General features: G+C 44.7%; 10 protein-coding genes. 9 read left to right on the forward strand and 1 reads right to left on the reverse strand.

Going from position 1 to position 16,133, the window contains the following annotated elements; translation table 11 throughout:
- Positions 1 to 21 precede the first annotated feature (21 nt).
- Positions 22 to 441: an RrF2 family transcriptional regulator gene (locus H171_RS05940; RefSeq protein WP_100304318.1), complete on the forward strand. Its 420-nt coding sequence runs from the start codon at positions 22 to 24 to the stop codon at positions 439 to 441.
- 183 nt (positions 442 to 624) lie between these two features.
- Here H171_RS05940 and H171_RS05945 read toward each other — a convergent pair whose 3' ends face one another.
- Positions 625 to 1,443 carry a MerR family transcriptional regulator gene (locus tag H171_RS05945; RefSeq protein ID WP_100304319.1) on the reverse strand — a complete coding sequence of 273 codons (819 nt, stop codon included), beginning with the start codon at positions 1,441 to 1,443 and terminating at the stop codon, positions 625 to 627.
- Positions 1,444 to 2,153: 710 nt separating this feature from the next.
- On the opposite strand from H171_RS05945, the gene H171_RS05950 reads away from it, so the two are divergent.
- The 8 genes from H171_RS05950 to H171_RS05985 all read left to right on the forward strand — a co-directional run bounded on the left by H171_RS05950 (position 2,154) and on the right by H171_RS05985 (position 16,129).
- Positions 2,154 to 6,059, forward strand: a complete 3,906-nt coding sequence (locus H171_RS05950) for a pectate lyase-like adhesive domain-containing protein (RefSeq protein WP_100304320.1) — start codon at positions 2,154 to 2,156, stop codon at positions 6,057 to 6,059.
- A gap of 276 nt (positions 6,060 to 6,335) precedes the next feature.
- Entirely contained in the window at positions 6,336 to 7,562 is a 1,227-nt protein-coding gene (locus H171_RS05955; RefSeq protein ID WP_100304321.1) for a response regulator transcription factor, read from the forward strand.
- A 94-nt stretch (positions 7,563 to 7,656) separates the two neighbouring features.
- Positions 7,657 to 8,715 (forward strand): ABC transporter substrate-binding protein, encoded by a 1,059-nt coding sequence (locus tag H171_RS05960; protein WP_100304322.1) that lies wholly within the window; start codon positions 7,657 to 7,659, stop codon positions 8,713 to 8,715.
- Positions 8,716 to 8,812: 97 nt separating this feature from the next.
- Positions 8,813 to 10,339, forward strand: coding sequence for a sugar ABC transporter ATP-binding protein (locus tag H171_RS05965; protein ID WP_100304323.1), 1,527 nt, complete (start codon positions 8,813 to 8,815; stop codon positions 10,337 to 10,339).
- Positions 10,336 to 11,370, forward strand: a complete 1,035-nt coding sequence (locus H171_RS05970; protein WP_100304324.1) for an ABC transporter permease — start codon at positions 10,336 to 10,338, stop codon at positions 11,368 to 11,370. Before H171_RS05965 ends, H171_RS05970 begins: the two co-directional genes overlap by 4 nt.
- Complete coding sequence (locus tag H171_RS05975; protein ID WP_100304325.1) at positions 11,370 to 12,383, forward strand: ABC transporter permease subunit; 1,014 nt, start codon at positions 11,370 to 11,372, stop codon at positions 12,381 to 12,383. The genes H171_RS05970 and H171_RS05975 overlap by 1 nt, the downstream gene beginning before the upstream one ends.
- A gap of 82 nt (positions 12,384 to 12,465) precedes the next feature.
- The gene (locus H171_RS05980; protein WP_100304326.1) at positions 12,466 to 14,256 is read left to right on the forward strand and encodes a cache domain-containing sensor histidine kinase; all 1,791 of its coding nucleotides are present in this window, start codon (positions 12,466 to 12,468) and stop codon (positions 14,254 to 14,256) included.
- On the forward strand, positions 14,237 to 16,129 hold the full coding sequence (locus H171_RS05985; RefSeq protein ID WP_242976875.1) for a substrate-binding domain-containing protein: 1,893 nt from the start codon (positions 14,237 to 14,239) through the stop codon (positions 16,127 to 16,129). Before H171_RS05980 ends, H171_RS05985 begins: the two co-directional genes overlap by 20 nt.
- Positions 16,130 to 16,133: the final 4 nt, after the last annotated feature.

Genomic DNA, 16,133 nt, shown 5'->3' on the forward strand with positions numbered 1-16,133 from the left:
TTCGTTTTTGGAGAAAATACGGTGAAATTTCAGATTACAACGGACTATGCAATTCGGATCATCCTTTATATGGCTCAGCAGGGTGATCAAGTGACAACAGCGAAAGAGGTAGCAGCACAATTAGGTATGACCTATAACTATTTCAATAAAATTGCCGCAAAAATCAAGCGGTTAGGGTTCATAGAGTCTGTACAAGGCCCAAAGGGTGGATACCGTTTAGCAAAAGATGCTGCAGATATAACATTATACGATATTGTTGAGGCGATGGAGGGAAGTATCTGCATCAATCGATGTTTGGAAGAGGATGGATACTGCAGCAGAAATGCTACCCCATCATGTCTGGTGCACCGAATTTTTGAATCTATCCAGTCTAAAACGATTGAAATGCTAAGTGGGACTCGAATTTGCGATCTTATATATGAAAATGCGAACGAAACATAACATTGAGAAGGACACTCATCAGTATTGCCTAAAGTATGAAAAAGTGACTTGCCGTTTTTCTCTGGTAAGAGCTAAGTCTGGAATTAGGCCCAGAGCGTAGAAAAAGATGAAAATGTAAACCTTCGTGTTTACGCAGCAAAAAACCGTATGCAAATCGCAAACGGTTTTTTGCTGCTGTAATCATTATCTCTTTTTAACAGGATAGCAAACCTCGGTTACTAACTCATCAGGGTTCTGGGTTTGAGCAGGGCTGACATGATAGATGCAGAACATAGCTCCGTTAAATTCATAACCATTGTCATTTACCCAATTTGCCACCGCATGGTTTACAGCGGTGAGCTGCTCGTAGCTGCCCTTGTAGGTTGCTGAAGCAATCTCCAGCGCAGGCATGGTTTTAAACACAACGTGTTCAGTATCTTGATAGCACCCTTTTATCGTGATTTGAATTTCTACATCCACGTCGCGATCCTTATATCCCTCGTCATGAAAGATTGCAAGGCTGCAGCAATTGTCAGCTTGCTGAAGCTGCAATGGAGCTGTTTCTGTCATCATAAGGTTCCACAGGATGCCTTCCTGTTCGTAGGCGGGAATCACCTTTCGTACACTGGCAACATAGCGCTCCGGTAGGTTCTTTAATATAACATTGTAATTCATAGCGGTTTCATCCTTTCTCAGCCGTTTGATGGCTGTGTCAAGGAGCAGTAAACGGCGGCCTGTTTCTTCGGCTTCCGTCTGAACCTCAGCCTGCTTCACTGCCAGAAAGTCAGCTAATGCCTGGGGATTATCGTAGTTCTTCAGGATTTCCCCAATTGGAATAAGGCCAAACCCCATATCCTTGAGAGCTATGATTCTGCCTGCAATCGGCAGTTGATCCTCCCCATAGTAACGGTAGCCGGTAAAACTATCCGTGGTTTTAGGCACTAACAGGCCGATCTCATCGTAATGCCGAAGCATTCGTATACTAATCCTTGATAATTTTGAAAAATCACCTATTTTCAGCATTTTTATTTCCTCACATATATGTGTTTTTTGAGCTCAACTACAGTATAGAGTATACCACAATGTAAGAGTCAATGGGAATTTTAGATTATTTATATCGGATGACTTTTTTTGCCTGTAAAGAGGGAATAGTACTTGTACTTTCTTCCATTAGTGGGAAATTTAATACACCAAAACCCTAATTCACTACGTGGGTTTAATAAATATAGTTTTTTATACTATACTTCCAAAGTAAAGTTTAAATTCAATTATTACTATTGGGAAAGGGGGCTTCGGTAGAATTTTTTATAACAATAAATTAAGCAATTCATATTATTATTTATGTAGCTTAACGGAGCGCTTGTACAGCAGCTTGAAGAAGCAATGCAATTAAGCATGGCTTTTGGCTTCTTTAATAAAGATGATGCAGCCAAAAAAGGCAGAGACCTTAAAGGCTGCGCGAGGGTCCGGGAGTGAATACATTTTGATAAAAAGCGCGCCTATTATATTTTGTAATATTACTGATGTTATGGGGGCGTTATATGTACCTGTTACAACTTTAAAGATAAATTTTACGGTAGGGATGTTGTTCCTAAATAAAAAGCTTCAAAGTTTAACAATTATGAAAAGAGTAGGACCTTAACCGTACGCAGGAAAAGCAGCTGGTACTAATAAGAACTGGAGGCCCTTTAAATTCAGTAATAAAGGGGGATCAAAAAATAGGAGGAAAACATATGCAAACAATGAAACACCGTAAAAGCAGCAAAATAATCAGCATGCTCTTGGTGATGGTTTTGCTCTGTGCGATGTTCCCGATAAGGATATTTGCAGAGGAGACTGGGGAGGTTACGGTAAGCACTGCCAAAGACTTTATTCAGGCAGTTAATAGTAATAATACCTGGAAAATTACGCTTGCCGCGGATGTTGTTATAGAGTATGGTATGACAAATGCGCAGGGCAATTGGAACAGTAATTATCAAAGTGCGGCTCAGCCTGGTTTATCTGGACAGCCGCAAGGGATTTTGGTTGGAAATAAAGCAAATGCCGGTGGTGACGGCAGCTTCGTAATCGATGGCCAGAATCAATATAAGATTATATTTAAGTGGCCCCATACGATTGTCGAGAATGGTAATTTTTATTTTCCTAACGCAAGTAAGGTAAAGTCATTCACAATGAAAGATATCACATGGTACGGAAGTAGTGAGGTTGGCTGTTATTTTCCTGCCGGTAATGTCGTGAATGACGTACAGATTACCTTTGATCATGTTACATACAAAGGACCGGGTATGGGTGATATTGCAATATATTCGGTTTATAAACCGCAGGTATTATTTAGAGATTGTGACATTACAATGAGTTACCGCAATGGATCAGGAGGAAGCGGAGTTGATTCGGATGGATATGGAGGAAGTTTGCCGTCATCTGGCTCTGCACCTTATGGAGCTTTGTGGCAGGATACCCACGCTTCTGAAACCATTGCTGCAAATTTTATTACATTTGAAGGAAATAATACCATTACCAAACAGGACTCTCCGGCAGACGGCGGGGGTGTTCTCGGTGATATTGATCCGATCTTCTATATTTACTGGTACGGGGACAGCTACGTGAAGGTGGCAGACGGCGCTTCTCTGATCATTAAGGATGAGGCGGGAAAAACAAAGCAATCTACCTATACAACCGGTTTAATTGGTACCTATACATCCGCCTATTCCACTCCGTTTATCGTTGGAGAAAATGCTGTTTTTGAATATCACCATGTAGGCAGCGGAAATGGATTTATTACCGATTATTACAAGCTTGGCAGCCTTATAATTGGGGATCAGGCAAGTGTAGTCTTCGATATCAAAGCTGATAAAAAGTTTAATACAAATGATGTAAGCAATCTTCCTGCCTATTTTACGGCGGACTCAATTCGCGTCGGTGAAGGGGCAAAGTGGACATATGTTGTGGATTATGCTGGTTCAGCTGCCAATGCTAACAACTCGATGGTCAGTGCAAACACGATCAGCATTGCAGATAGTGCCGAGGTAAACCTTATTGCCAAGAATAATTCGCAAGCAGAATCCCTGATTACCTTGCGGGACAGCAGCCCCAGCATTTCATTTACAAATCCTCAAAATGTTGTATTGTTCAATAGCAAGAGCGACACAAACTCTTATGTAATCAAGAGCTCCAGCAATGCAAGTTTGAACATAAAAACAAATGGGATTCGTTCTTGGGTGTCTTTACCTGAAAACAATGTGTCTATAACAGGGAATATCAATCCAGGAAATCAGGTGGCCCTTGAAAACAACTACGTAACCTCCCCGGATGCCCCTTATCAGTGGGTGTTAGATGGAGCACAATACTCAGCAACTCTAAAATCTGGTGCAAATGCTGAAATTATAAACGATTCTTCGGGTCATGGTGATGTTTTCAATCTGTCAGGTACTAATGCGTTAAAAAACATCAATGTATTGGAACTACGGGCAAAAGCTGCTTTGACAAGTGGCAGCGTTTTATACGAAATCTGGGATGGTACATCTGTCAGCAGCTTTCCAGCCGGAATTGGGGGACCATTCCCTGTTTCAGGTCCGAAGGACAATGATTACAACTATTCAATTGCAAAAGAAATACAATTAGGAAGTGGAGAAGATCATTATATCTTTGACATGGAATATACACTGAATCAGTTACAGGTTAACGCAGCAATTTCCGATTGGGCACTGACAATGAGCGATACTGATAATGGTTTGGGAATACATACGCTCTATTATGCGGTTGATAACCGAGGGGCGATTCCGGGAACTGATCCAGATGGGATCCCAGACTATCAGCAGCCTTATTCAACGGTAAAAGTGTTCTATAGTCTTTATGACGGCACCGTTGGGGATCCTCAGCTTGTCGGTGATCGAGAGGATATGGAAATAGCTACTTTATATGAAAAAGTCGGTTCGGCAGGCATTTATACTGCACCAAAAAATCAGACGTATAATGCAGAAAACTACGTGTTTGACGATATTTTGACCAATGACGAATGGGAGAATAAAGGCGGCCTTTCGTCCTATCAGTTGGATGGCAGGAATATTTCCTTTACCTATCCTGAGGACATAGAGGAAGATCCCATACCAGATGGGAAATTAGTACTTGTTTATTCGCTGGATATAAAAGATATAAACGATATTAACAGCAATGGCAATGAAGATGAGCCGAATGGTATTCCCGATTGGCAGGAAACTGAAACCGAAGAAGGCAACGAAACCGGTGGAGGAATTGAGAACGGTGGAGGAATTGAGAACGGCGGAGGAAACGAAACCGGCGGAGGAAACGAAACCGGTGGAGGAAGTGAAACTGGTGGAGGAAACGAAACCGGTGGGGAAAACGAAACTGGTGGAGGAAGTGAAACCGGAGGCGGTAGCGAAACTGGTGGAGGAAACGAAACTGGTGGAGGAAGTGAAACCGGAGGCGGTAGCGAAACTGGTGGAGGAAATGAAACTGGTGGAGGAAGTGAAACCGGAGGCGGAGGCGAAACTGGTGGAGGAAGCGAAACCGGCGGAGGAAACGAAACTGGTGGAGGAAGCGAAACCGGCGGAGGAAGCGAAACCGGCGGAGGAAACGAAACTGGTGGAGGAAACGAAACCGGTGGAGGAAGTGAAACCGGTGGAGAAAACGAAACTGGAGGCGGAAGCGAAACCGGCGGAGGAAACGAAACTGGAGGCGGAAGCGAAACCGGCGGAGAAAACGAAACTGGGGGCGGAAGTGAAACCGGCGGAGGAAGCGAAAACGGAGGCGGAAGCGAAACTGGTGGAGGAAATGAAACTGGCGGAGGAAGCGAAACCGGCGGAGGAAACGAAACTAGTGGAGGAAGCGAAACCGGTGGAGGAAACGAAACTGGTGGAGGAAGTGAAACCGGTGGAGGAAGCGAAACCGGCGGAGGAAACGAAACTGGTGGAGGAAGTGAAACCGGTGGAGAAAACGAAACTGGAGGCGGAAGCGAAACCGGCGGAGGAAACGAAACTGGTGGAGGAAGTGAAACCGGTGGAGAAAACGAAACTGGAGGCGGAAGCGAAACCGGCGGAGGAAACGAAACTGGGGGCGGAAGTGAAACCGGAGGCGGAAACGAAACCGGAGGCGGAAGCGAAACCGGAGGCGGAAGCGAAACCGGCGGAGGAAACGAAACTGGTGGAGGAAGTGAAACCGGCGGAGGAAACGAAACTGGCGGCGGAAGTGAATCCGGAGGAGGAAACGAAACCGGAGATGGAAGCGAAACTGGCGGAGGAAGCGAAACTGGAGGCGGAAGCGAAAACGGAAGTGGAAGCGGTGGCAATTCCAGCGGAACTGGTGGAAGTAACGGAGGAAGTAGTAGCGGGAGTGGAAGCAGCAGTTCCCGTGGACCTGGAGGAAGCAGTAACAATACCGGTGGACCTGGTGTTATATCTGGAAACAGTGTCAACGATGAGATCATCGAGGATATTGTTGTAGATGACCAGGATATACCGAAAGGAATCAGTGAAATAAACGAAGTAGACGAAATAGGTAAAATAGACGGTTTACCGAAAACAGGCGACACCAGTGTAACCTGGAACGTTTATTTATTGTTATCCTTTGCATCATTCTCCGCGTTTGTTTTATGCCATTTAGGCAGTAAAAAAATAAAATAAAATAAAATGGAAAGGCGGTAAGGGAATGGTTAAAAAAAGATATTCCTTATCGCCTTTTCCATTCATCCCTTTGTCTATGTAAGAGGCTTTGTAGGAGACCATTGGATCATATTATTTAATTCGAGCCGGGGTACTGGAATTAAGACCCCGGTTTTTGGTGTTAAAAACTAAAAGAAGGATATATGAACCCCTTAACACTCCTTACATACAGAAACGCAGTTACAAAAGATAAAATGTGCTATAATAGGATTCAAATAAAATTCAGGAGGAGTATTTATGGGGTATAAAGTACTGGTAGCGGATGATGAGTATATCATTCGCCGGGGGATTATCAGTTTTTTAAGACAATACAGTGATTTCGAACTGGCAGCAGAAGCGGAGGATGGAGAAATGGCACTTGAACTGGCAAAAGACATTTCACCGGATGTTTATTTTGTTGATATTAATATGCCATTTCTAAATGGTCTTCAATTCATTAAAAGCTTAAGGGAAATAAACCCCAGGGCAGTGGTGGTGATCATAACTGGATATGACAGGTTTGAATATGCCAGAGAAGCTCTGAAGCTGGGGGTCTTTGAATACCTGCTGAAGCCTCTGATGGAAGGTCCATTTGATGAGATGATGCAGCGGGTGCGGGAAAGACTGCAGAGAGAGGAAAGTGAAGATAAGTATCTAATCTGGGCGAAGAGTATGCTTGCACAAAATCGTACCTACCTAGCCTCTAACTTTTGGCAGAGAGCACTGGAAGGGCATTACACAAAGGAAGAAATCAGGGAACGCTCCCAGTACTTAAATCTTTTGCTTCCAGAACCATTTGCAATTACGGTGGTTTCCCTGGAATATCATAAAATGGAAGATGTAAAAAGCACCTGGAATGAAGATCTTCTGTTTTTTGTTGCTGAAAATATTGCAAATGAAATGTTTCATGGGCTAGTGAACCCAAACAGCTGCCAGGACAGGCACGGTAATCTGGTGGTGATCTCAAAAACTGTGGCACCGGAAGCTGCAGAGGAGCAGACGGAGACCTATTGCCATATGCTGGAGTCGCAATTACCGGTGCGCTGTATAGTCATGCAGGTGACCGGAGATGATTATGGAGCTCTGGCTGAAACCTATGAAACGGCTGTCAGCCGGTTAAAGGAGCTGGAAACCGGTTCCTCTGTGATTAAGGATGTGAAGCTTTATATTGAGGATAACTATTCGCGGGAAGACTTTTCCTTTCAGGATGCGGCAGGCCATGTAAATCTGTCTGTTCCCCATTTAAGCAGGATGTTCCGCAGAGAGATGGGAGTAACCTTTATCGATTACTTAACCAGCGTCAGGATCCGTAAGGCAATCGAGCTTTTACATAGCGGTGAATTAAAGATTTATGAAATCGCGGAACTGACCGGATACGCAAACCAGCATTATTTCAGTAATGTATTTAAAAAGAATCTGGGGGTCAGCCCTGCTGAATACCGAAGATTGATTAAAAATGATAATCAAACCTCATCCATGCAATGATTTTATACCTTTTACTCAAATTATTGCAAAGACTTTCTCTCCTCCTTCCGGCATAATAAACGTATCGTTAAAACCAAAAAGGAGGATCATCAAAATGAAAAAAAGATTTTTAAGCGTGTTGCTGTGCGCATCCATGGCAGCGGTTTCCTTAGCCGCATGCAGCAGCGGAGCCAGCAGTTCGACCGCAACCACAGCCGCTCCCCAGACTACATCGGCACAGGCTGAGACCACAGCAAAAGCAGAAGAGACCACGGCTAAAACTACCGAGGCTTCAGGAGAAAAGCTGGTAGTCGGCTTTGCCCAGATCGGTCAGGAGTCCGGATGGCGTGACGCAGAAACCCTTTCCATTCAGACATACGCGTCTGAGAATGGGGATAAGGTAGAGCTTCTTTTTGCAGATGCGCAGCAGAAGCAGGAAAATCAAATTAAAGCGATCAAGAACTTCATCGAACAGGGCGTAGATGTTATTGGCCTTGCACCGGTCGTTGAAACCGGATGGGATCAGGTATTTGCTGAGGCAAAAGAAGCAGGGATTCCGATTATCCTTCTGGACCGCAGAGCGGATGTCAGCGAAGACTTATATGCAACCTTTATCGGCTCTGATTTCATTGAAGAAGGCAAGATGGCTGCAAAGGAAATGGCAAAGCTGCTCGGAGAAAATGGTAAAATTGTTGAGCTGGAAGGAACGGTAGGTGCTTCCGCAGCAACGGACCGCAAAACCGGGTTTGATGATGAGATCAAAGCAAGCTATCCAGGTATTGAGATCGTGGCTTCCCAGACCGGTGATTTTACCAGAGCCCAGGGAAAAGAAGTTATGGAGTCTTTCCTTAAATCTAATAAGGATATCAAGGGTGTTTATGCGCACAACGACGATATGGCCCTTGGAGCAATCGAGGCAATCAAAGAGGCAGGATTAAAACCGGGTGAAGACATTAAGATCGTTTCCATTGACGGTGTCCGCGGAATCTTTGAAGCAATGGCAGCCGGAGAGGCAAATTGTACCGTAGAATGTAATCCACTGCTTGGGCCGCTTTTATTTGAAACAGCAGCAAAGCTGAAGGCAGGCCAGTCTGTTGATAAATGGGTGAAATCGGTAGACGGCGTATTTACTGCTGATATGGCAGCTAAGGTACTTCCGGACCGCAAATATTAAACCGCGGGGTTGTTGCAAAAGTATATCATTATTTTTGCAGCAACCCTTTTCATATCAGAGGAGATGCTTCTTAATTGAAAAGCGAGGAGGAAACACCATGAGTGCTGGGAATCAGCTTTTGACAGCGAGAAATATATCCAAGGCATTTGGGAAAGCGGTTATTGCTTTGGCTGATGTGCAGTTTGATTTGAATCGGGGGGAAATACATGCCTTGTTAGGGGAAAACGGTGCGGGAAAATCTACGCTCATTAAAGTGCTGACCGGAGTGGAAACCAAGGACCGGGGAGTCATTGAGTTAGACGGAAGACAGATCAATCCGAGATCCACACAGGAAGCGCAAAACGAAGGAATTTCAACGGTATACCAGGAAGTTAATCTTTGTCCCAATCTTTCCGTGGCGGAAAATATTTATATTGGGCGGGAACCGAGAAACCGGTTTGGAACCATTAATTGGAAAAAAATCAATGCCGACGCCAGTGAACTGCTGGATAAATTTGATTTACATATAAATGTTACAAAAAATCTGGATCATTATTCTGTAGCGATCCAGCAGATGGTGGCCATTGCAAGGGCCAGCGATATTGATGCCAGGGTTCTGATTTTGGATGAACCCACCAGCAGCCTTTCCTCTGCTGAGGTAGATAAGCTGTTTCAAATTATGAGAAAGCTTCGTAAAGAGGGAATGGGGATTGTCTTTGTCACACATTTTCTGGATCAGGTTTATGAAGTCACTGACAGAATCACCGTACTTCGAAACGGAAAATATGTGGGAACCTATCTGACGAAAGAGCTGCCAAGAGTAGAGTTGGTGGGTAAAATGATAGGCAAGGATTATGCAGGGCTTAAGGACATGAATGCTAAACGGCCGGAGGAAGCAGAGGGACGGGAAAAGGAGACTTTTATAGAGCTGGCCAATGTCAGCAGTGCCGGAACGGTTAAGGGGTTTGAGCTTAAAGTGAAAATGGGAGAAGTTCTGGGCTTTTCCGGGCTCTTAGGTTCCGGGCGTTCGGAGACAGCCAAGATTTTATTTGGAATAGACCCCATCAGCGAAGGAGAAGTAAAGGTGAAACATGAGACGGCTCACCTCCATTCTCCCTTAGACGCAATCCGGAACGGAATCGCTTTTTGCCCGGAAAACCGGAAGACAGAGGGAATCATCGGAGAGCTTTCCATCTGGGAAAATATCATACTTGCCCTTCAGGTGAAACGGGGGATCTTCCATAAGATTTCAAGGAAAGAAGCGGAAGAGCTTTCGAAGGAGTATATTGAAAAACTTCAGATCAAAACACCGGGCACTGAGCAATTAATTAAGAATCTGAGCGGAGGAAACCAGCAAAAAGTAATTCTTGCCAGATGGCTTGCTACGGATCCGGAGTTTCTGATGCTTGATGAACCAACCAGGGGAATTGATATCGGAACAAAGGCGGAAATACAGAAAATTGTCATGGATCTTGCAGGAAGAGGGATGGCGGTACTCTTCATATCATCGGAGATTGATGAGATGCTCCGCTGCTGCACCAGGATGATCGTGCTCCGGGATATGAAGCAGGTAGGAGAGCTAAACGGAAAAGAAATATCGGAAGAAGCAATTATGCATATTATGGCTGGAGGTGAAGCGTCATGAGAGAAATCTGGAATCGTTTGTCAGGAAAACAGTATTTCCGCCCCCTCATCATTTTTATGATAATTCTGCTCTTTAACGGTATTGTAAGCAAGGGGGGATTTTTCACACTATCCATCGTGGATGGGCACTTATACGGACGTATAATTGACATTGTAAGAAATGGAAGCAAGCTTATGATACTGGCTGGCGGCATGACTATGATACTGGCAACGGGCGGAACTGATATTTCTGTAGGTTCTATCATGGCAATCAGCGGAGCCATTGCCTGCAGCATTGTAAACGGGAATATTTTTCCGTCATTCCATGGGAATGTTGCCGCGGCGATTATATTCGCGATCCTTGCAGGAACGGTCAGCGGCATCTGGAATGGATTTTTAGTGGCTAAAATAAAGATCCAGCCAATTGTAGCCACCATGATTTTAATGGTGGCGGGCAGGGGTATCGCACAGCTGATTACCAGGGGAAAGATCGTTACGATTACTTCGGAAGCCTATTATTTTATCAACGGAGGTTATATTCTCGGTATTCCCTTCCCCTTGTTTATTGTCGTTTTTCTAGTGGGTTTTTTGGTTCTGTTTACAGGAAGAACGGCATTTGGCCTGTTTTTAGAATCCGTAGGCTGCAATCCGACTGCCTCAAAGTATGTGGGCATTAAGGTTGACCGGATGCTGCTGGCAATCTATACACTTTCCGGAGCCTTTGCTGCGGTGGCAGGTTTGATTGAAAGTGCCGGGATTAAGGGTGCGGACTGCAATAATGCAGGACTGGGGATTGAAATGGATGCCATTCTTGCCGTAGCAATTGGAGGAACCAACTTAATGGGCGGGCGTTTTTCCATTCCAGCCAGCGTCATAGGAGCATTGATCGTGCAGAGCATCACAACAACAGTACTGGCCCTGGGAGTTCCGGCGGCTTATATCCGTGTGTTAAAGGCATTGTTGATTATAATCATCTGTCTGTCCCAGTCAAAACAGTTTAAGGATCTGGTCATCAAGCGCAAAATGATAAACAGAAAGGTGGTTGGTAACTGATGGAGCAGGCGGGAAAAAGAAAAAGAGTTCAGATCAATAATATTTCGCTGGTTATCACCGTTGTGCTGTTTGTCCTGATGTTTCTGTTTGGTTCAGTAAAGTATAATAACTTTTTATCTTTATCAACCTTTTTAAATCTTTTTAATGACAACGCATACTTAATGATTGCGGCAATCGGAGCTACCTTTGTGCTGATAAGCGGAGGAATCGATATCTCCATCGCCTCTACCATAGCATTTACCGGCGTAGGATCTGCTTACCTGCTGGAGCGGGGAGTCCCGGCATTTCTGGTAATCCTACTGATGCTTCTTGCAGGAATCATCGTAGGCTGTACCCAAGGGGCCCTGATTCATTATTTTAAGCTTCAGCCGTTCATTGTGACTTTGGCAGGCCAGTTTTTAATGCGGGGACTTTGCGTTGTAATCAGTGAACGCTCCATTCCCATCAGTGATCCGTTTTTTAAGACCATGGCACTTGGGAAGGTGGCAGTTCATCTGGGAGAAGCGAAAGCGTGGAACGGGAAAATTTATTACTATGTATTTATTCTTTTGATTGTGTTTGCGGCTGCGGTCTATACCCTGAGATATACAAAGTTTGGCAGGTGTTTATATGCACTGGGAGGAGGAGAAACGTCTGCTAGCCTCATGGGATTAAATGTTGCAAGAACGAAAATTGCGGCATATGGAATCAGCAGCTTTTGTGCCGCTCTCGGAGGAATCGTGTTCAGTTTTTACACTCTGGCTGGATTCGGGCTCCAAAATCTGGGTCTGGAACTGGATGCACTTTCTTCCGCTGTGATCGGCGGCACCCTGCTGACCGGAGGCGTAGGTACTGTGGCGGGTACGGCAGTCGGAGTCATGATAGAGGGAATTATCCAGACGATCGTTACCTATCAGAATTTAAATACCTGGTGGACGAAAGTTACCATTGCGGCGCTTCTGTGTTTCTTTATCGTAATACAGAGAATCATCGCGATCCGCGCAGAAAAATCAAAGGGGAAGAACGAATATTAAAGCATAAAGCAGTTGTAAGAGTCTGTTAACTTCGGTATACTGATGAAGCAGGGGATATGAAATGAAAATAGGAGTGAGAGCAATGAAATATTGGACGAAAAGATTCATGGATATGAAAATTCGTGATAAAATGATCAATTCTCATATTTTTATTGCGCTCATTCCTTTTTGCTTTGTTGGATTATTGGGGATTATCAGCTCGACCAGAGAGGCGGAGCGCAATGTGACCCAGCATACATCTTTGCTGGTAGGGCAGGTGCAGCATACAACGGATATCTACATAAGCAGTATTGAAAAGACTGCAAATATGCTGATCAGGATTATTGAGCCAATGCATCTTAATAAGATCCCATCTGCTGAGGACAGCCGCTGGGAAGCGTACGAAACAGCCCTGAAAAACAGCTTTGAGACAGTGGCGGAAACACATGATGAAATTGCGGGCATCTTTTTTGCCACGGAGCATGATATGTATGTGGGAACCGGGATGTCCAGAATCTCCCGGGACCCGTTTGTCAAAGAAGTCTGGTATGAAAAAGCAGCGGCATCTCCAGGTGAAATGCAGATCATCAGCAATGTTACCGGAAGGAATATTGTTACGGAGGCCGCCTACAGCATTGATGATGTATTTTCAGTTATGAAAGCTGTTATTGACCCGGAGACAGGGGAGAGAGTAGGCGTACTGCTGTTTGATGTAAAGCATGAAATTATTTCATCTGCCATTCAGGATGCCAACATCGGTGAAAATGGATTTGTATTCGTCCTGGATGAACAGAATCATTTAGTATATGCACCAACCAATAAAATCGTCTACCGCATCCGCCCGGAATGGCTTTGGAATGAAGAAGAACCTGTAACTGCGGTTACCAATGGGGAAAAGTATCAGATCAGTTATCAGAAATCCGCCTATACGGGCTGGAAGACTGTCAGCGTCTCATCTTACCGTGAAATCATGGGCGGAATCAATACCATGCTGATCATGTTTGGCTGGGTTTTGGTTTTAACAATTCTCACGGTATTTATTGTGGCGGTAAAAATTTCAGAGACGGTCACAAAACCCATAGTCAGGCTCCGCAACCTGATGAAGGAGACGGAAAAAGGCAACTTATCCGTTCGGTTTGAAGGTGATTATCTGGATGAGGTCAGTGAGCTTGGCCGCCGGTTCAATCAGATGCTTGAGCGAATACAAGAATTGATGGAAGAGGTTTATAAAGAACAGGAAAATAAACGGAAAGCACAGCTTAAGGCAGTTCAGGAACAGTTTAAGCCGCATTTCTTATACAATACTTTGGACACCATAGGCTGGATGGCCAGAGAGCATTCCGCTTATGACATTGTTCATCTTGTGGATGCTCTTACCAATGTTTTTCGTATCAGCTTAAGCAAGGGCAAAGACTATATTACCATTGAAGAAGAAATCCGATATATTTCCAATTATCTCTACATACAGAAAATCCGTTACGGGCCTAAGGTTCAGTATGAAATTCAGGCGGAGGAAGACTGTATGAAGGTGGTTCTTCCCAAAATGATCCTTCAGCCGTTGGTGGAAAACTCCATTTACCATGGGGTTAAGATGAAGAATGGAGACGGGCATCTAAAGATCACTGGACGGGTGGAAGATGATTGGGTGAGCCTGGAGGTATGGGATGACGGAAGGGGTATGGAAGAAGAAAAGGTTTGGGAATTATCCAGATTATTAAATGAACCGGGAGAAGCCGGCAAAAACAGAAGCTTTGGTTTGTTTTATATTAAGGAGCGGCTTCGCATCCGGTACGGAGATCAGTTCCAGGTATTGGTGGAAAGCAAAGAGGGGCAGGGGACGCGTATTGTTATACGAATTCCGAAAGAAGTTCAGAATGATCTTGAAAAAGGATAAAATGGAAAAAAGAACGAAATTACTAATGGTATTACTGGTATCGGTATTCATCTTTTTGGGATACCGAATATATAACGGGGCAATTACACAGACGGTTTATAAAAGTGATGTGGAATATGTGATCGGAGTTTCTCAGGCAAACATGCGGGAAGCATGGCGGGTTGCTCTGATTAATGAGATCCAGGAGGAGGCGGGAAAGTATCCCAATATCAGGATCGTAACTGCAGACGCCACCTCCAGCGTAGAAAAGCAGGAAAAGGATGTTGACAGGCTTCTGGATTTTGGCATAGACCTTTTGATCATCTCTCCCTGCGATTCCAGCCGTCTCACAAAGAAAGTCAGAGATGTATATCAGGAGGGAGTTCCTGTAATTGTTATGGACCGAAGCGTGGAAGGCTTTGATTATAACCTGTTTATCGGTCCGGATAATAATCTGATCGGGAAGCAGGGCGGAGAATGTGCGGCCCGGCTTCTTGAAAACGGGAAGGGAAAGATCCTCGAGCTTCGTGCAACGGCTGGTTCCCTTCAGAGCGAGGAGCGAAGCGATGGGTTTGATTCTGTGATCAGGGACTATCCTGATATAGAAAAGACCGTCTGTGATCTAAAAAATGATATGAAGGATCCTGCCTATGATGCGGTTTTTGCCATGCAGGAGGAACTAAAAGGTGTTTCCCTGATATTTGCCAACAATGATTCGGTAGCCTTTGGAGCATACCAGGCACTAAAAGACAGGAATCTTGCTGAGACGATAAAAGTCATCGGATGCGACGGCTTTACAGGAGAAAACGAAGGAGTAGACCTGGTGAGAAAAGGAAAGCTTGCGGCAACGATTTCCTGCCCTACAGGTGGGAAAGAGGCAGTGCAATATGCCATTAATATTCTTCGGAAGGAAAGCGGTGTTCCCAAGCAGGTCATTTTAAGAAGTCATACGATCTATCCTCAGAATGCCGGTGAGTATCTGGCAGCTCTTGACAGAGAAAGTATCGACGATGGCAGGAGAATTACCGTAGGATATTCCCAGGTGGGGCAGGAGAGCCAGTGGAGGCTTGCCAACACCCGCTCGATCCAGGAAGCAGCCAGGGAGTTTCATATGGAACTTCTTTTTGACAGCGCAGACCAGTCTCAAAAAAAGCAGATTGAAGCGATCCGAAGGTTCATTAAGGAGAAGGTAGATGTAATCGTAGTTTCTCCGGTGATCGAGACAGGCTGGGATGAGGTACTGAAAGAGGCAAAGGAAGCCAATATTCCTGTAGTAATGTCCGACCGCAGAATCGAGGCGGGAGATGATTTAACAACCACGTATATTGGCGCTGATTTTTTAGAGGAAGGGCGAAGAGCCATGCGCTGGCTAAAGGAACATGTAAAACCGGAGCATGGAATTGTTCATATTTTAGAGCTTCAGGGAAGCGAAGGCGCGACACCCACGGAAGAGAGAAAAAAAGGTTTCTTCGAAATATTAAAGGAGAATCCCCAGTACCAGATTATATATACGGATTATGGTGATTTTACGTTCGAAGGAGGAAAACAGGTTGTCGAGGAATACATAAACAGTCACACCTGGGATGTGGATATTATCTATTCCCACAACGACGATATGGCCCTTGGAGCGATTAAAGCATTGGAGGCACATGGATTGAAGCCGGGGAAGGATATAACAATTGTTTCCGTGGATGCGACGAAAGAAGCGTTTCAGGCAATGATAGACGGCAAGCTGAACTGTGCCGTGGAATGCAGTCCGCTTTTAGGTCCTCCGCTTATGAAGGCGATCCGGGATATGATTGCAGGAAAGGAAATGCCTCTTCGGATTATAACAGAAGAAAAGGTGTACGATCAGTCGGATGCGGAGGCCGTTATCAAAACCAGAGAATATTAAGGAT

This window comes from [Clostridium] celerecrescens 18A (genome assembly GCF_002797975.1).
GTDB classification, from domain to species: domain Bacteria; phylum Bacillota; class Clostridia; order Lachnospirales; family Lachnospiraceae; genus Lacrimispora; species Lacrimispora celerecrescens.

Excerpts from the sequence above, each read along its gene's own strand:
- H171_RS05945 (WP_100304319.1), bottom strand. The coding sequence starts at position 1,443 with ATGCTGAAAATAGGTGATTTTTCAAAATTATCAAGGATTAGTATACGA.
- H171_RS05965 (WP_100304323.1), top strand. The coding sequence starts at position 8,813 with ATGAGTGCTGGGAATCAGCTTTTGACAGCGAGAAATATATCCAAGGCA.
- H171_RS05960 (WP_100304322.1), top strand. The coding sequence starts at position 7,657 with ATGAAAAAAAGATTTTTAAGCGTGTTGCTGTGCGCATCCATGGCAGCG.
- H171_RS05980 (WP_100304326.1), top strand. The coding sequence starts at position 12,466 with ATGAAATATTGGACGAAAAGATTCATGGATATGAAAATTCGTGATAAA.
- H171_RS05985 (WP_242976875.1), top strand. The coding sequence starts at position 14,237 with ATGATCTTGAAAAAGGATAAAATGGAAAAAAGAACGAAATTACTAATG.
- H171_RS05975 (WP_100304325.1), top strand. The coding sequence starts at position 11,370 with ATGGAGCAGGCGGGAAAAAGAAAAAGAGTTCAGATCAATAATATTTCG.
- H171_RS05950 (WP_100304320.1), top strand. The coding sequence starts at position 2,154 with ATGCAAACAATGAAACACCGTAAAAGCAGCAAAATAATCAGCATGCTC.
- H171_RS05970 (WP_100304324.1), top strand. The coding sequence starts at position 10,336 with ATGAGAGAAATCTGGAATCGTTTGTCAGGAAAACAGTATTTCCGCCCC.
- H171_RS05955 (WP_100304321.1), top strand. The coding sequence starts at position 6,336 with ATGGGGTATAAAGTACTGGTAGCGGATGATGAGTATATCATTCGCCGG.